At 47.6% G+C, this 16,510-nt stretch carries 11 protein-coding genes; 6 read left to right on the top strand and 5 right to left on the bottom strand.

Annotation, left to right across the window (positions count from 1 at the left end):
* The first annotated feature begins 91 nt into the window (after positions 1–91).
* The gene (locus SK066_RS19205; RefSeq protein ID WP_320542688.1) at positions 92–1,654 is read left to right on the top strand and encodes a cellulase family glycosylhydrolase; all 1,563 of its coding nucleotides are present in this window, start codon (positions 92–94) and stop codon (positions 1,652–1,654) included.
* A 218-nt stretch (positions 1,655–1,872) separates the two neighbouring features.
* Here the strand turns inward: SK066_RS19205 and SK066_RS19200 are convergent, their stop codons facing one another.
* Both SK066_RS19200 and SK066_RS19195 read right to left on the bottom strand, forming a co-directional pair.
* Positions 1,873–3,042 (bottom strand): hypothetical protein, encoded by a 1,170-nt coding sequence (locus SK066_RS19200; protein ID WP_320542687.1) that lies wholly within the window; start codon positions 3,040–3,042, stop codon positions 1,873–1,875.
* A gap of 378 nt (positions 3,043–3,420) precedes the next feature.
* Positions 3,421–4,308 carry an alpha/beta hydrolase gene (locus tag SK066_RS19195; RefSeq protein WP_320542686.1) on the bottom strand — a complete coding sequence of 296 codons (888 nt, stop codon included), beginning with the start codon at positions 4,306–4,308 and terminating at the stop codon, positions 3,421–3,423.
* Between the two features lie 449 nt (positions 4,309–4,757).
* Between SK066_RS19195 and SK066_RS19190 the strand changes: the two genes are divergently transcribed.
* The 4 genes from SK066_RS19190 to SK066_RS19175 all read left to right on the top strand — a co-directional run bounded on the left by SK066_RS19190 (position 4,758) and on the right by SK066_RS19175 (position 9,937).
* Positions 4,758–6,593 carry an AraC family transcriptional regulator gene (locus SK066_RS19190; RefSeq protein ID WP_320542685.1) on the top strand — a complete coding sequence of 612 codons (1,836 nt, stop codon included), beginning with the start codon at positions 4,758–4,760 and terminating at the stop codon, positions 6,591–6,593.
* Positions 6,594–6,835: 242 nt separating this feature from the next.
* Positions 6,836–7,873, top strand: a complete 1,038-nt coding sequence (locus tag SK066_RS19185) for an ABC transporter substrate-binding protein (protein WP_320542684.1) — start codon at positions 6,836–6,838, stop codon at positions 7,871–7,873.
* An 8-nt stretch (positions 7,874–7,881) separates the two neighbouring features.
* Complete coding sequence (locus tag SK066_RS19180) at positions 7,882–8,907, top strand: FecCD family ABC transporter permease (protein WP_407673833.1); 1,026 nt, start codon at positions 7,882–7,884, stop codon at positions 8,905–8,907.
* A complete protein-coding gene (locus SK066_RS19175; protein ID WP_320542682.1) occupies positions 8,888–9,937 on the top strand; it encodes a FecCD family ABC transporter permease in 1,050 nt (349 codons plus the stop codon). The genes SK066_RS19180 and SK066_RS19175 overlap by 20 nt, the downstream gene beginning before the upstream one ends.
* Positions 9,938–10,134: 197 nt before the next feature.
* On the opposite strand, the gene SK066_RS19170 is transcribed toward SK066_RS19175, so the two are convergent.
* The 3 genes from SK066_RS19170 to SK066_RS19160 all read right to left on the bottom strand — a co-directional run bounded on the left by SK066_RS19170 (position 10,135) and on the right by SK066_RS19160 (position 13,338).
* Positions 10,135–10,920: a Cof-type HAD-IIB family hydrolase gene (locus SK066_RS19170; RefSeq protein ID WP_320542681.1), complete on the bottom strand. Its 786-nt coding sequence runs from the start codon at positions 10,918–10,920 to the stop codon at positions 10,135–10,137.
* 293 nt (positions 10,921–11,213) lie between these two features.
* Positions 11,214–11,729, bottom strand: coding sequence for a hypothetical protein (locus SK066_RS19165; protein WP_320542680.1), 516 nt, complete (start codon positions 11,727–11,729; stop codon positions 11,214–11,216).
* Positions 11,730–11,994: 265 nt separating this feature from the next.
* The gene (locus SK066_RS19160; RefSeq protein WP_320542679.1) at positions 11,995–13,338 is read right to left on the bottom strand and encodes a nucleobase:cation symporter-2 family protein; all 1,344 of its coding nucleotides are present in this window, start codon (positions 13,336–13,338) and stop codon (positions 11,995–11,997) included.
* Positions 13,339–13,860: 522 nt separating this feature from the next.
* Between SK066_RS19160 and SK066_RS19155 the strand changes: the two genes are divergently transcribed.
* Positions 13,861–16,347, top strand: a complete 2,487-nt coding sequence (locus SK066_RS19155; RefSeq protein WP_320542678.1) for a rhamnogalacturonan lyase — start codon at positions 13,861–13,863, stop codon at positions 16,345–16,347.
* The last annotated feature ends 163 nt before the right edge of the window (positions 16,348–16,510 follow it).

The following is a 16,510-nucleotide window of genomic DNA, read 5'->3' as shown; positions in this document are numbered from 1 at the left end:
TATCTGCAATTTGTTTGGACACAGAATGAGGTGAACAGGAACACTTTAACATGCACGAACAGGTACTCAACCAGAAAAGGAGTGTTACGTAATGAGGATGAAGCAATGGAAAAAGTGGACAGCAGGTGCATCGGCTGCCGTGCTGGCCTTATCGCTGGGCATGTCGGCATGGTCATCGCCAGTATCAGCAGCAACCACACCTGTCGCCCAGCATGGTCAGTTATCTGTATCCAATGGTAAGCTGGTCGATGCAAGCGGCAAGCCGGTACAGCTACGAGGAATGAGCTCGCATGGCGTGCAGTGGTATGGCAACTACGTGAATCGCGATACGATGAAATGGCTGCGTGATGACTGGGGCATCTCGGTTTTTCGGGTAGCGATGTACACAGCAGAGAACGGTTACATTTCTAATCCATCGGTTGCGAATAAGGTGAAGGAAGCCGTTGCCGCAGCGAAGGAGCTGGGCGTGTATGTTATTATCGACTGGCATATTCTGTCCGATAACGATCCGAATATCTATAAGGCACAGGCGAAAAGCTTCTTTAGCGAGATGGCAGGTCTGTACGGCAATCTGCCAAACGTCATCTATGAGATCGCTAATGAGCCAAATGGAGGCGTGACCTGGAATGGGCAGATTCGTCCCTATGCGCTCGAGGTAACTCAGACGATTCGCGCCAAAGACCCGGATAACCCGATTATCGTGGGTACTGGTACATGGAGTCAGGATATTCAGGATGCCGCAGACAATCAATTGCCAGATAAAAACACATTGTATGCGCTACATTTCTACGCAGGTACGCATGGACAATATTTGCGTGACCGGATCGACTATGCGCTGGGGAAAAAAGCCGCTATTTTCGTAACCGAATGGGGAACCAGTGATGCATCCGGTAACGGTGGCCCGTACCTGTCCGATTCGAAAACATGGATCGATTTCTTGAACAATCGTGGTGTAAGCTGGGTGAACTGGTCGCTGTCGGATAAAACCGAATCGTCCGCAGCGCTACTGCCAGGGGCAAGCTCTACAGGCGGCTGGAGTGCGAACAATCTATCGGCATCTGGCAAATTCGTACGCGAACAGATTCGTGCAGGCAGCACAAGCATTGACTCAGGAACAACGCCAGATCCAGGCACAGGCGGTGGCACTGATCCAGATAACGGCGGTGGAACGACACCTTCCGAGCCATCGACACCTGCCAACGGATCACTGGTGCTGCAATATCGTAGTGCCGACAACAATCCGTCAGATAATGCGCTGCGTCCCATTTTCAATATTAAAAACAATGGCAGTACAGCCGTGAAGCTGAGTGATCTGAAGGTGCGCTATTATTTTAACAATGATGGCAAATCTGGCGATCAGACGTATATCGATTGGGCAAATGTAGGTGGCACCAATGTAACCACGACATCGGCGGCAGTAAGTGGCAGTAATGCGACAGCGAATCGCTATGTGGAATTCTCATTCAGCAATGCAGCAGGTGCGATTCCAGCAGGCGGTCAGAGCGGCGAAGTCCATGCGCGTATTCATCCGTCCGACTGGAGTAATTATGATGAAAGTAATGATTATTCGTACGGCAGCACTTCCTTTGGCGATTGGAACAAAATGACGGTGTATGATCAAGGCAAGCTGGTGTGGGGTATCGAGCCGAAGTAAGCGAGAGGTAACAGAGCATGTGTGGAGTAGCCAAACACAGTTTCGATGATCGAAGGAGAGTAATCGCTCATACGAAGTGAGACTGATTTAGGAGTGAGCAAGTCACAGGATGAATAATTGTCTCATGTAATAAAAGAAATGAAATCCTGTTATCCATAAAAAATTTAAAACAAAAAGACATATACCCTGTATGCGGTACATGTCTTTTTGTCTTGGCATTAAAAGCTCTGCATCGAGCTAAGCTTGCCGTTCCAGAAATACAGATAATTACGTGAATAGATCCATTGCTCATAGGTCAGGCTGGACGATTGATACGTATTGTAATCAGATGGTACGCCCCATGACAGAATAACCTGCTCGCGAGTCATGCCTGCGAATACTTCATTGGCAGCGATCGCATCCCACACCTTATTGCTCCATTTATACACCGAACGCGGATTTTTGAAAAAAAGACGACCTTCTATCATATCGGGCACGCTGAAATGAGGATCAAGATCGAATGAATATAGTTTATTGTTCGTTTTGCGGACAACCGCACGGATCGTATTATCGTCCTCAATTTGGAAGTTAACAAAGGTAAGCTTGTCCAGATGATTGATTTTTTCCACTTGAATCTTACGATTATCGTACCAGACTGTTTTGCCGCGTAGATCATTTTGAACCTGCGCTAGAGCAGCATCCAGTACAAAATCAAATGCCGCATCATTACTATTGAGATGGATTTCGTTACCACCCGAATTGCGTGCAGTAATATAGTAGACCGTACTGCCTGCATCATAGGCAACATCGGTAATCCAGTATGCTCCAGACTCATGAAATGGGTAGATTTTCTGTCCGGTCAGTGTACCTGCTCCGGCTGGCAGCTGGCTAATATTCGCCAAAATGGTAGCAGACTTCGCTTTGCCCTCATCGGTTGTCCAGACGAACAATGTGTACGCACTGGAGGCATAACGACCGTCTAGCTCACTGATGGCAAGCAATGTTTTGTATGTAACATACGTTGTGCCTGCATAGACAAAGGAATTCGAGCTGTTGATCGTCGCATTACCGCGGCTTCCAGTCAGGCTGAGTGGACTACCATAATTGACCGTGATGCCGGGAATACGATCCAGCTGCTTGACCGGAATGTACAGCGTATTGCCGTTCATAAGCTGCGCTAGCTGCGGCATGATTTGCAGCTCACCATTGACGTACAGCGAAACCGAATGATATGTATTGCGCTTCGTATCTGCACTTGCGGATGGGGTGAAGCTAGTGTATGCGATGCATACAAGGAAAGCAGCGAATACTATCGCTAGTGGGCGAAGCCAGTTTATAAAAGAATGCTGCTGGATCGTATCCGATGATGCTTCATGGTGATACGGGTCAATCTGTGAATGTGTGGACATGCAATGTTCCCCTTTTCTGTTATATCTCTCTATGATGGCAGATGCATCATGAATGCACGCATCTGCCACCTATTCCTAATATCGGAAAATCAACTGTTATTCTAAAGGTACGCTGGATACATGATCAATACGTAATAGAGAGAGATTACAGAAAGAGGAGAAAACAAACTGTGGTAAAGCTGTAGCGACCCTTATCGAGATAGTATCTTTACGCCTACCCAATGCCTAATCAATGTAATGAAGCTAAATGAATCGATCCTGATCACGACAGCTAGTTAAGCAGTTCTAACTATAGGATCGCCGAATAAATGGATGACGAATACTACATACGTATAGATGGATTTCAGCAGTGTCTCACCGTCCTAGCTTATAACTAATTTATAAGCTAGCAGTGCGTAATGCGGCACTAATCATAGAGGGAACGACAGAGCCGTGATTTTCTTCTGGATATTCACGGAAGCGTACATGAAGTCCAGACTCTTCCAGTGCAGTCAGGCGTTCTGCAAGTGTTCTCGCATTTTGCAGCATATAGAATGGGGCGGCACATTCCAATTCGCCTGCTACGATTAGCAGATGATGTGTCTTGGTCTGTCCCCGTTCTTGTTGTTGCTTCATATAATCAACAAATTGCTGTTCCTCCTCAGCAATTAATGGCTGTGCCCAGTGAAGTGATGGACTGGCAACCACATAATTACGAAATGATTGTGGTGATGTAAATAACGTATGCAGCGTAAATAGACCTCCAAAGGAATGTCCTAATAGTGTCTGATGAGCGCGATTTACAGGCAAAAGGCGCTCGATCTCAGGCTTAAGCACTTGCTCAATAAACTGCAAAAAGAGATCCGCTCCACCATGAGCAGGCCAGGGTTGTCCATCTCGTGAAGGGGGCAGCTGCTGCGATGGAACAGGTAAGGTGTAATCGAAATGCCGCTTCGGTGAGTTAGGCAGCTCTGATGGATAGCCAATGCCTACAATAATCGAAGCAACCGCACCTGTCTTCTCCGTACGGCGTGATTGTGAGCGCTCAGCCTCTAGCATCGTAGCGAATAAATAATGTCCATCCAGCATATAGATGATCGGATAGCCTGCTGGCGGAGCGGGACTATCCGGTAATGATAATAGAATCCGATATGCTCTTCCTTCAGTGGACAAGAGATTGAGCTGCATCGTACCTCGTAAACGAACCTCGGCTACTGTTAATGGCTGTAGCTCGGACTGGGTAAGATGAGCAGTATGGGAATCATGTGAATGATTGGAAGGGGTCATGGGTATCATACCTCCTGTTGACTAAAGTGGAATGAAAATAGCGAGTATACCCTATAAAGTACAGATGATGGGCATACGACCGGATTAATGCGCTATTTTATGTACTTTTCAGCATAGCGAGTATATGGAACAGCGACCATGCACAATATACGGCTGTATTCATGGACAAAAATTGAAAAAAGTTGTCCTTACGTTGACGTTGCAGGCATGAAGGGGTACAGTTACGGATAGGAATTATTGAGAATTGTTATCATTTATGAGGCAGAGCATTAGGAGATTGAGAGATATAGATAGGGCTTGTAACAGATGGAGTAACAAGCTATGACAGCTGGACTGCTAGCTATTAGGCACGAGTTCTTTTGAAATGCTGTTATTTTTAACATAGTCGTCTGGCTGTTCAGCTCCTGATTCAGACCTATAGATCGTATGATGTAAGGAGGATATAACGGATGAAGAACATACAAGATCAGCTCGTATCGGTACAGACATCCGATCCAGTCGAGCTACATCGTTCGCGAGATACTGCAAATCGCTTTAAGCATGAGCCGCTTATATTGAAGGAAGTGGACGACCATGTATTTCGGATCCGCGATGTGGAGAAAATTCGCAGCAAGGGAGATTTTCGGTTACCGCAGCAATATACATCGACTCATACACTGCTTATTATTGCTGAAGGTAGCGGATCATTGACGCGTGAGCAGGGACGAATAAGGGTTCAGTCGCAAAGCGTACACTGGTTTGCACCGGGTAGTACACTTGGTCTGCGTTCCTCTGGACGTAAAGGAATGAGCGTTTATTTGCTGCGCTTTGATTGTTATCGTGAACTTGAAGCAGGGCAGCTGCTGAGTAAGGAAGAGACAGGCTCACCGGTGAAAAAAGCTTCGCTTGATGAATACGAGAACAATAGCGATACAAGCCAGAAAAGCAATCATCGTCCCGTACATGATGAGCGCGAGAGGTCAGATCATCGGGAGCAGCTGCAAACATGGGATTGTCCAATTTCCGGCACATGGCTATTACCGATCTGTGAAGAATTATACACCTACTGGCATGGTGGAAGTGTAGGTAGTCGAACACGAGCAACCGGGCTTTTTTTACAGCTGCTCTGTGATCTGCATGAACAGGAGCAGGTCGAAGCCGGAGATGCCAGCATGAAGCTACAGCGTACGCGAGTATATATCGAGCAGCATTATCGGGAGCCGCTAACATTGGAGCAGCTTGCCGAGATGGCAGGGCTGAGTCGCAACTATTATGTCAGTCTGTTCAAGAAGCAATATGGTGAAAGTGTCGTGCATTATATTACACGTCTACGAATGGAGCATGCACGTCGCTTAATGGCGAATCCCGAGCTACGTTTACGCGATATTGCTCATCGGGTCGGGTATAATGACGAGTTTTATTTTAGCCGCAAATTCAAGCAGGAGACGGGGATTACACCATCTGCCTATATTCGCAATCATACACGCAAGCTAGCCTCCTATGATCCGATCGCGACCGGATATTTGCTAGCGCTTGGTGTAATGCCCTACGCAGCACCCCTCCATCCGAAATGGACGGCACACGATGAAAAACGTTATGCCGCTAATATTCCTGTTCATCTTAGTGTCCAGCGTGCCACAATGAACTGGCAGAGCAATATCGATATTTTACGTCACTGCGCACCAGAGTGTATCATCGCACCCGATCATATTAGCGATCAGGAAAAGGAACTGCTTCAGCAGATTACCAGTGTACATTATATCGATAGCCGTACACGCACATGGAAGCAGCAGCTACTCCAGCTTGCGACTGTCTTAGGTTCGCAGGCAGAGCAGGCGGCTCACAGCTGGCTGAATGCATATCATCAGCAGCTACAGCCCATCCGACAGCGTATAGAACAAAGCTGGGGCAAGCAGGAGCAGCGAATTGCTTTTGTACGCTATTGGAAGGGGAATTTCTATTCCTGCTGGTCATCTGAAGCTGCGTATATGCTGCGCGACGATCTTGGTATGCAATTAATACAGCTGAACTCGGATGGAATAGAAGATGAAGATACGCCTATCTCCATTCAACATCTAGCTCAACTCGGTATTGATCGCTTGCTACTGCTCGTCTGTCAGGAAAGCGAAACCTTGCAGCACTGGAGAGAACTGCAAAGTCATTCCACCTGGCTTTCCTTACGAGCCGTACAGCAAAATACGATACATTGGCTCCCATCTGATCCATGGCGTGATCGCTCACCCGAAGCTTATAAACGGATGGCGATCGATCTGGATACACGAGTTCAACAGACTGCTGGAATATAGATGAGCTAAGTAGTGTGGTCAAAGCGACCATGACAGAAGGAAAATGAAAGCACAGAAATCTACATTCTATTCCATATCGTAGATTTCTGTTTCATCCCTATACCTAAACTTCCTTCCTGTGCATAATATCGTCCATGCCTTTTGCGTACATTGTCCATGTTCGTAACGCCTCATCCATACTATGATCTTTATTGAGAATGATTATCAAGTGTTCTCCATGCTGAAAGGGGCGTATATTAATCATGAATGATCGGAATCCTAACTATTTTCAAGGGAAGCGCCAACATCGCGTAACCGGCTTGCTCTCCCTCATCCTTATATTAGCGGTGACTGCAATGCTCGCTGCTTGCGGTAACAGTAACAATGGAGCAAGCAATACGAGTGGAGCAGCTTCAAACGAACCAACAGCTTCAACAACAGGTACAAGCACAGACGAGCAGACTCATACGATCACCTATCTAGGCAAAACATACACCGTACCTGTAACTGCCAAGCGTATCGTTATTACAGGCTCTATGGAAGCGATGGAGGATGCATTATCACTGGATGTACATCCGGTAGGTGCGATTACCTATCGTGGCAAGTTTCCAGAGAAATTCGCTTCGATCACCGGGGATGCACAATCGATTGGCGAAAAAACCGAACCGAATTTTGAAACGATCCTCTCCCTCAAGCCCGATATCATTCTGGGTACGACCAAATTCGATGCGCCTGTATTGGAGCAATTGAACAAAATCGCACCAACGATTCCCGTATCTCATATTTCAGATAACTGGCAGGATAATCTGAAGCTGATGGGAGAACTGTCCGGCAAGCTGGAACAGGCAGAGACTGCGATTAGCACCTATGAAAATGATATTGCCAAGGGAAAGCAACAGCTTGGTGCCAGAGCGCAGGAGGAAACCGTACTTGCTGTACGAATTCGCCAGGGAACGGTATACGTGTATCCATCCAATGTCTTTGTCAACGCAGCGCTGTATGAAGACCTTGGTTTAAAAATACCGGAGCTGATCCAGCAGGCAAAGGCGCAGCAGGAAATCTCCATAGAACAGCTCGCCCAGTTGAATCCAGATCATCTGTTTATTCAATTTTCTGAGGACGAAAATGCAGATACACCCGAAGCACTGACTAACCTGCAAAACAATCCCATTTTTAATAAAACCAAAGCTTCTCAAAACGGTCATGTGTACGTGAATGTAATTGATCCATTGTCTGAAGGTGGGCCTGCGTGGAGCCGTGATCAATTTTTGCAAGCTGCGGTGAAGGAACTGACTAAATAATGAATAAGATGTCTGGCGGTATCCGGTTCGGATATTCGCTGCTGTTCATAGTGGGCGTGCCGATATCGGTAGCGCTCACTATTGGCATTTCCGTATGGTACGGCGCAAGTGGAATCGATTTGAATACAGTGATGCAGGCACTGCTTCATTTTGATGAACATAATATTCAGCATCAGATTATTGTGCATTCCCGTTTGCCACGTGCATGTGGTGCCTTGCTGATCGGTGCATTATTGGCTGTAGCCGGAGCGGTCATGCAGGGGATGACTCGCAATCCACTCGCTTCTCCATCGATTATGGGGGTAGCGGATGGCTCTGTCGTTGCGATTACATTATGTATGATTCTGTTACCGGGAGCATCCTCGCTGGTAATGGTAGGATATTCGTTACTCGGTTCAGCGGTAGGGGCTGGTATTGTATTTGGGTTGGCATGGTTATTGCCGGGAGGAACCTCGCCTGTGCGAATGGCGATTCTGGGAACGATTGTAGGTACCTTTCTCGGCGGCATCGCAGAGGCGGCGGCAACTTATTTTCAGATTTCGCAGTCGGTGAGCTTCTGGTACAATGCGCGGCTAAATCAGATCGACCCGGCGCTGCTACAGCTTATTTTACCGATAGCACTGGCAGGTTTGGTGCTGGCGCTACTGCTAGCACGCTCGATCACCGTACTTGCAATGGGGGATGAGATTGCAGCTGGACTAGGTCAGCGTACCGCATGGATTAAAGGACTGGCTATGCTGGCAGTCGTACTGCTTACCGGGAGTGCTGTAGCGATTGCAGGTAAGATTGCCTTTATCGGTCTGATTGTTCCTCACATAACTCGTTATCTGGTAGGAACAGATTATCGTAAAGTGATCCCTTGCTGTGCATGGCTGGGCGGACTATTGCTCGGCTGGTGTGATCTGATCAGTCGCTGGCTCAATCCTCCATTTGAGACGCCGATTGGTGTCGTTACAGCATTGATCGGTGTGCCATTTTTCCTCTATCTGATTCGACGCAAAGGAGGGAAAACACATGAAGCTCCAGCCAGATGATCTGTATTCACATTCTGCTGACCGTAAGCGTTCGTGGTTCATTGCTACGCTGCTACTACTCGTCACATTCATCACCGTCTATATTAGCGTCACTAACGGTACATTTGATATGTCAGTGCTTGATGTAATGCGGACACTGCTGCGTATTGACCCTTCGCCAGCTCATGATCTTGTCGTATTTGATTTTCGCTTACCACGGATTGTGCTTGCCCTGCTGGTTGGCTTTGGATTGGGAATCGCTGGAGCGGTCATTCAGGGTGTGACACGCAATGGATTGGCTGATCCGGGCATGCTGGGGATTAATGCTGGAGCAAGTATGGCAGTTGTACTATTTATGTTACTGTTTCGCCATACATTGGAGCTCAGTGGGTGGCTGGGGTATATGGCGATGCCATTATTCGGATTAGCAGGAGGCATGCTGGCGGTGGGGATTATTTTCTGGCTGGCACGCAGTAATGGTAGGCTGGATCCGCAGCAGTTGATTCTGGTTGGAATTGCGGTGAGCTCTGGCTTTGCCGCGATCACGCTCTATACATCGTTAAAAATGAATCCGAATGACTTCGAAGCGGCAGCGGTATGGCTGGCAGGAAGTCTGCATAGCGCGAACTGGCGCTATATTGGAGCCACTGTGCCATGGCTGCTCTTATTGACGCCGTATTTATGGTATCGCTCACGTATGCTGGACGTGCTACAGCTGCATGATGAGTCCGCATTAAGCCTTGGGGTTGGGCTCGGGAGGCAGCGCCGTCAGCTTATTCTTGCAGCTGTTGGTATTGTGGCGGCATGTGTGTCCGTATCAGGTGGAATCGGCTTTGTCGGCTTGATCGCTCCGCATATCGCACGCCGACTTGTTGGTGTCCATCATCGTTATATGCTACCGATCGCTGGCTTAACGGGTATGCTGATGGTGGTGCTGGCTGATCTGATTGGCAAAACGATCTTCGCTCCGGCTCAGCTAGCGGCAGGGATTGTCATTTCATTGATTGGTGTGCCCTATTTCGTCTATCTGCTGTTTCGTAGTCGGGCGTAAAAGGGATGATGTAAAGGCAAGTAATGAGCATAGAGGCTAGACAAAGATGCCATGGTAATGACGATAAGAGCATAAGTACATTTATGACTATATAATAGAAGCTATATGTATCAGCACAAATAGAGCTTGTATCGCGAATGAACACGATACAAGCTCTGTTTGCATTTCTAATACTTTTATATTGGTAGTGTATACACTTAATCCAGCAAGCCTACCATACGCAGACCATGCACGATACCATCCTCATCGACAGGCTTGGTCACATAGCGTGCAACAGCCTTCGCTTCTGGCTCTGCATTGCCCATCGCGACACTGTGATGAATCTGCTTGAGCATCTCTACATCGTTCAGTCCGTCGCCAAAGGCATACTGACGCTCTGCAGGGAAGCCGAGCTTTTCAGTGATTTTGGCAATACCATGTGCTTTTGAGCCGCCAGCAGGCAGCACGTCAACTGACATCGGATGCCAGCGAATAAAGTCAAAGTCTTTAAAGCTCGCTTCGTATTGCTGCTCGGCACCTTCCAGGCAAAATAGCAGGCATTGGTACATTTCACGCTGCTGGTAATAAGCAGGGTCATAGGTTGGGAATTTATCGACCTGTAATGTGCTAATGCTCGTTGTAATATATTCATGCTCTTCTGGTACGTTGGCACGCATATCTTCCGCATCCATATAGACGATCGGATTATCGTTCTGGATCGCCGTCTCGGTTAAGGCTACCAGCGCATCCGCATTCAGCGGATTACGATAAATGACCTCACCGCGCAGGACGACATATTGTCCGTTGTAGCTGACATACGTGTCGATATCCAGCTCCTTGCGAATCTTTTCAAACATAAACGGAGCACGTCCGGTAGCGATCGCTACCTCATGTCCACGTGCACGCAAATCCGCAATCGCCTGCTTGGTAGAAGCAGGGATCTGCTTGTTGAAGTCCAGCAATGTTCCATCGATATCGAAAAAGATAATACTTTGATCAGACATAAGCAGCTCCTATCCTTGTCTCTGTAGTGGTGTTGCACTTCGATCATGTACTGACGGTATAACGATACGAATACAAAAGTCTTCCTATTCGCAATTAGTTACATTATACCAGTCTAGCCATGCGTTGTCCTGAGATGAGGAATATTGAACAAAGTTCAGAAAACAAAAACAACGCCACTACCTGCAGGGTGGCGTTGTTTTTATTTGGTTCTAGATCATCGTTCCATCGATAATCTTCAATAATAGTTCACAATAAAAAGTCGTTCAGAAATAAGAACAGGAACAAATGGGGATTACGCTTTGGCACTCGGTTTGAAGCCCTCTTCGCGTAAATAGTCATCCGCTTCGCGGCGCGATTCGAAGGCCATATCAAGATTGCTGCCTGCATACAGACACCACATATCGTCCTCATATTTGAGAATCAAGGTATGTCCCTCATCGTTCATCCATTGACCTCCTGCCGATGAACCGGAAGAGAAAGGAATCACAGATGGCGTGTTCGTTTCTACGACTTCATTCACTGGCTTGGGTTGACTGGACATCGCCTTCATTGTCGCATCGAGCAATGTGCGAAGCTGTTCTTCGGAATAATCGCGTATATTAACAAAGCCTTTATCATCCGTCTCGTATTCGTCCAGCAATCCTGCGTAAATAAAGCCATTGCCGTTGGGATGAATATGGAAAGCGACAATTTTCTTTTCTACTGTGCTTTCTTCAAAATGAAAATTTACCCGTCCAAGGGAAACATTTTTGCGTTGCAACTGAGGGTACGATTGCAGCACATCCAGTTTTTGTTCAAAAGTAAGCATGAGCATCTCCTTCTTAACTATCAATAGTGGTGATTATACCATATTCAGCGCCGCTTTGGACGGCGGAGGGCTAGAATACGGGGAGTATATATGTATTCAGGATAGCGATGTATTGCAGTGAAGGCATAATAAAGGATCTATGCTCTGTCATACAAACAAGCAAACAAGCTACCGGACAATGCCTGGTAGCTTGTTTGTATGACATTTTATGAGAAACGTATAAGGGTTTTTACTCCTCCAAGTATGTTCACAAGTGACAGATGCTTCAAGATACCTGTTCTTTTACAATCTTAGTCTCTGCTGCACTAGGCTGATTCTCGCTAGTCGTACGCTCCGACTTGCGCGCAGTCATATGGAAAAACAAATTCAGTACGATCGCAGTCAGACTGCCTGTAATCGTACCATCGCTCACGATGATACGCAGCGCAGATGGCAAGCCCGCGAATAGCTCAGGTACCACAGTCGCACCGATCCCCAGCGAGAGCGAGCACGCGACAATAAGCAGATTACGCTGATCCTTAAAATCCACTTCGGTCAGCATCCGAATACCGGAGGCAATGACCATACCGAACAGTACAACTGTTGCACCACCAAGTACAGCGGGCGGGATAATCGTAGCGAGTGCTGCAATTTTCGGCACAAAGCCCAGCACGACTAAAATACCGGACGCCATGAAAATGACATTGCGTGTTTTGACACGGGACAGCTCAACCAGTCCGACATTTTGTGCGAACGTATTGTACGGAAACGCATTGAACAGACCACCAAGTACAATCGCCAGACCTTCTGTTCGATAGCCACGTGTCATATCCTGTGGAGTGAGCTTCTGCTCACAGATACGTCCTAGCGCCAGGAATACACCTGTCGATTCTACGATGATAACCATACAGACGATGATCATCGTGATAATCGGAGCAATTCGGAACTCCGGCATGCCGAAGGCGAACAGTTGTGGCAAATGGAACCATGAAGCCTCGCTAACCGCCGCCAGATTGACTTTTCCCAGCAATGCTGCGACCAGTGTGCCTGCGATAATACCAAGTAGCACCGATAGCGAGCGCATAAAGCCTTTGAAAAAGCGATTCATGATCAAAATAAATGCCAGTACGCCAAATGATAGCAAAAAGTTCTCTAGGCTACCAAAGTCTTTATTTGCCGCACCGCCTGCCATATTTTTAATCCCTGTTGGTACAAGCGATAGACCGATAACCGTGACGACTGTCCCTGTAACGACAGGTGGAAAGAGACGAATGATTTTGCCAAATGATCCGGCGAAGACGACGATAAATAAACCAGCGGCAATGATCGCTCCATAGACGGCACCCAGTCCATACTGATTCCCGATGCCAATCATCGGTGTGATCGCTACAAAGGAGCTGCCCAGCATGACCGGAAGACCGATGCCGAAATGTTTCGTTTTCCATGCTTGCAGGAAGGTAGCAATACCACAGGTAAGCAGATCAATACCGACCAGATAAGCGAGCTGCTCACTAGTTAGATTAAGCGCTCGTCCAACGAGCAGCGGAACGAGAATCGCACCTGCATACATTGCCAGTACATGCTGTAATCCGAGCGAAAATATTTTGCCTCCACTAGCCTTGTTTTCCATAAACAGCGCCCCTTTTGCTGATTGAATGTGTATTTATGTAAGGAAAACTACCGAAATACGAATGATTAATAATATAGTAGCTGGAATCGTTCCTTTTTAAGAGGATTTATTATTTTATTTGTAAATAAATATAAGATAAAGTAGTATACTTATGCGGAAAATATAAATTAATGTTATGTAATATTACATAATGACTGGCGTATGGCTTAACTTCGATCATAATAAGTATTCCGGCGTATATAACTGAACAGCTAGCGAGCTACAGGTATGTTCACGATTCAATCGGTTATTTAAACAGTTCAATCTGATTTTTGAACGCGCTTACATAGGAAGGATTTTATAATAAAAAATATCAGATACTTTCTTCTGATGTGCAGCTGCAGGTCAACGAGAGAAAGGAGAAGGGGTAAGCACAAGCAGCACAGCTAACCGGATAGGGAGGCTATGAAAGGCTATTCCATTATTTTATTTTGTAAGCTATTTTGTAAGCGTTATCAAAATAAGAAACGGAGCGTGAATCATGTGAGCAATAAGCAGCATTCTCTAACGACACGCATCTTGGCAGCAGCACTCGGAGTTGTATTGATTTTGCCGATCACAGGGCCTGTATCGGCAGCGGAGGAATCAGTGAACAGTGAAAGTCTGGCGATAGCTGGCGGGAAGCAGGGTGTACAGCTGGAGCGTCTGGATCGTGGACTGGTCGCTGCGCGTACAGAGGAAGGCAACTTTCTAAGCTGGCGTTTGATGGGCAATGAAGTGACAGGTTATTCGGATACAGGGCTAACGGGAACGGATTTTGCTGTATATCGGAACGGTACATTTGTAGCGGTGGTGCGCGATAGCACGAACTACCTGGATCGTACAGGGAAGCCAGATGACCGTTATCGTCTGTTGCCGATTACAGTATCGCCTCGTATGAACGATGGAGCGACAGAGGCTGTCTATGGGGATGAGGAAGAGGCTATCTCGACCGTAGGCGAAGCTACATACGGAGCGGAAGCAGGCGTGGAGCTGTCTGCTGCTGTGGCTGCGCAGCAATATGGGATCAGCGCTAATAGTTTGCTCAAGCCAGACAAGAGCAAGCTGACCGCACCGGTGTCCGTTTGGAATGACACCTATTACGATCTGCCACTACAGAAACCTGCGGATGGCGTGACACCTGCCGGAGAAAGCTACACCTATTCCGCTAATGATATGAGCGTTGGAGACGTGGACGGAGACGGCGAATATGAATACTTCGTCAAATGGTATCCATCCAATGCCAAGGACGTTTCGCAAAAGGGCTACACCGGCAATACCTATATCGATGCGTATCGATTGGACGGCACCCTGCTCTACCGGATTGATCTGGGCGTGAATATTCGTTCAGGCGCTCACTATACGCAATTCCTCGTGTACGATTTTGACGGTAATGGTAAAGCCGAGCTGATGATGAAAACAGCGCCGGGTACGAAAATTACACGCTATGGTGCACGCGGCAATGTCGTGTCGGAGCAATACATTTCCCTGCCCAAAGCAGATCGTCAGGCAGGCTATGCCAATACCGATGATTATCGGATGAGCAGCGAGGATTATTATAACCATCTGGTGACGATGTTTCAGGGCTGGAGTGAGCACCCTGAAGTGAAAAATGGTCACTGGCCAGCGACGCTGGAGCAAGCATTTGGTATTGCGCCAAAATACAGCTACCCGTTATCGCTGAATGATGCCAGAGCGCTGGCAGACTATTTTATCGACGTGTATGCACCAGCACGAAGCACACGTAATGATCTGCGCGACTTTGAAGGCTTTATCGTGAGCGGGCCGGAGTACCTGACTGTATTTGAAGGGCGCAGCGGCAAAGAGGAGCAGACGGTAGCCTACGAGCCGGAGCGCTATGACGATGGGCTGATGTGGGGCGATTACGCGATGAGTCGGATCGAGCCGGGCAATCGAGTGGATCGTTTCCTCGCTACGGTTGCCTATGTGAATGGCAAGACACCGTCTGCCGTATTTGCACGCGGATATTATACACGTGCAGCGCTCGTATCCTATAGCTGGGATGGCAAGAAGCTGAGTAAGGATTGGACAGCGGACACAGGCTGGGCGATTATGAGCAACCCATTTAACGATGGCCCACATGGACGAGACGGTACCGATCCTGATCTGGGGCCACTGGCAGGTCAGGGCGCCCATTCATTGACCGCTGCCGATGTGGATGGAGACGGTAAGGACGAGATTGTATACGGCTCTGGCACGGTCGATCACGATGGATCATTGCTGTATAGCTCCACTGATATCCTGCCTGCTGGAAGTGCAATTCCAGGTCAGCTGGCTAAGCTGGGACACGGGGATGCCCTGCATGTAGCCGATATCGATCCAACCCGTCCCGGTCAGGAAATCTACATGGTTCATGAAGGTGGAACCTACGCACCGTATGGCTACGCGCTGCGCGATGCAGCCACCGGAAAAGTCATCTATGGCGCCTATACCGGACGCGATACCGGACGTGGCATGATCGGCGATATCGACCCGACTCGCCCGGGCATCGAGACATGGGCAACCGATCTACGCACCGCCACAGGCACACTCATCGGTAAAAGCTATCCAGGCACCAATATGAATATCAAATGGAGCCCTCAGCTCACTACTCAGATCATCGACGGCTCCCTTGAATCCACACCAGCTATCAAAGACTGGCAAAAAGGCGTCGTACTCGTCGCAAATGGCACACTGAGCAATAACGGAACGAAAGGCAATCCTTCCCTCGTCGCGGACATTTTCGGCGACTGGAGAGAGGAATTACTGCTACGTACCGCCGATAGCTCCGCCATTCGCATCTATCTCAGCTCCGAAGTCACTAATCATAAGCTCTACACCTTAATGCACGACACCCAATACCGTACAGGCATCGCCCGTCAAAATACAACCTATAATCAACCAAGCTACCCAAGCTTCTATTTCGCATCCGATATGGATTGGTCAAAGGTACCCGTGCCACAATTAAATTTGCCAGGTAGAGGGAAATAAGTGTTGCGCGATTTTATAGTTGATACTGCATGCTATATCAAACCAATGATATGCAATAAAGATATGAGACAACGATAAACGATATAAGGTATAAAACAATGATATAAAACCTAATCTTAGATCAGTACGGCATAAATGAACGCGCATCAACCTTTTATTAATA

The organism is Paenibacillus hunanensis (genome assembly GCF_034055775.1).
Taxonomy (GTDB): Bacteria; Bacillota; Bacilli; order Paenibacillales; family Paenibacillaceae; genus Saccharibacillus; species Saccharibacillus hunanensis.
This window is presented reverse-complemented; position numbering and strand designations above follow the sequence as displayed.

Coding starts and splice junctions, on each gene's coding strand:
- SK066_RS19205 (WP_320542688.1), top strand. CDS start 92: ATGAGGATGAAGCAATGGAAAAAGTGGACAGCAGGTGCATCGGCTGCC.
- SK066_RS19200 (WP_320542687.1), bottom strand. CDS start 3,042: ATGTCCACACATTCACAGATTGACCCGTATCACCATGAAGCATCATCG.
- SK066_RS19195 (WP_320542686.1), bottom strand. CDS start 4,308: ATGACCCCTTCCAATCATTCACATGATTCCCATACTGCTCATCTTACC.
- SK066_RS19190 (WP_320542685.1), top strand. CDS start 4,758: ATGAAGAACATACAAGATCAGCTCGTATCGGTACAGACATCCGATCCA.
- SK066_RS19185 (WP_320542684.1), top strand. CDS start 6,836: ATGAATGATCGGAATCCTAACTATTTTCAAGGGAAGCGCCAACATCGC.
- SK066_RS19180 (WP_407673833.1), top strand. CDS start 7,882: ATGTCTGGCGGTATCCGGTTCGGATATTCGCTGCTGTTCATAGTGGGC.
- SK066_RS19175 (WP_320542682.1), top strand. CDS start 8,888: ATGAAGCTCCAGCCAGATGATCTGTATTCACATTCTGCTGACCGTAAG.
- SK066_RS19170 (WP_320542681.1), bottom strand. CDS start 10,920: ATGTCTGATCAAAGTATTATCTTTTTCGATATCGATGGAACATTGCTG.
- SK066_RS19165 (WP_320542680.1), bottom strand. CDS start 11,729: ATGCTTACTTTTGAACAAAAACTGGATGTGCTGCAATCGTACCCTCAG.
- SK066_RS19160 (WP_320542679.1), bottom strand. CDS start 13,338: ATGGAAAACAAGGCTAGTGGAGGCAAAATATTTTCGCTCGGATTACAG.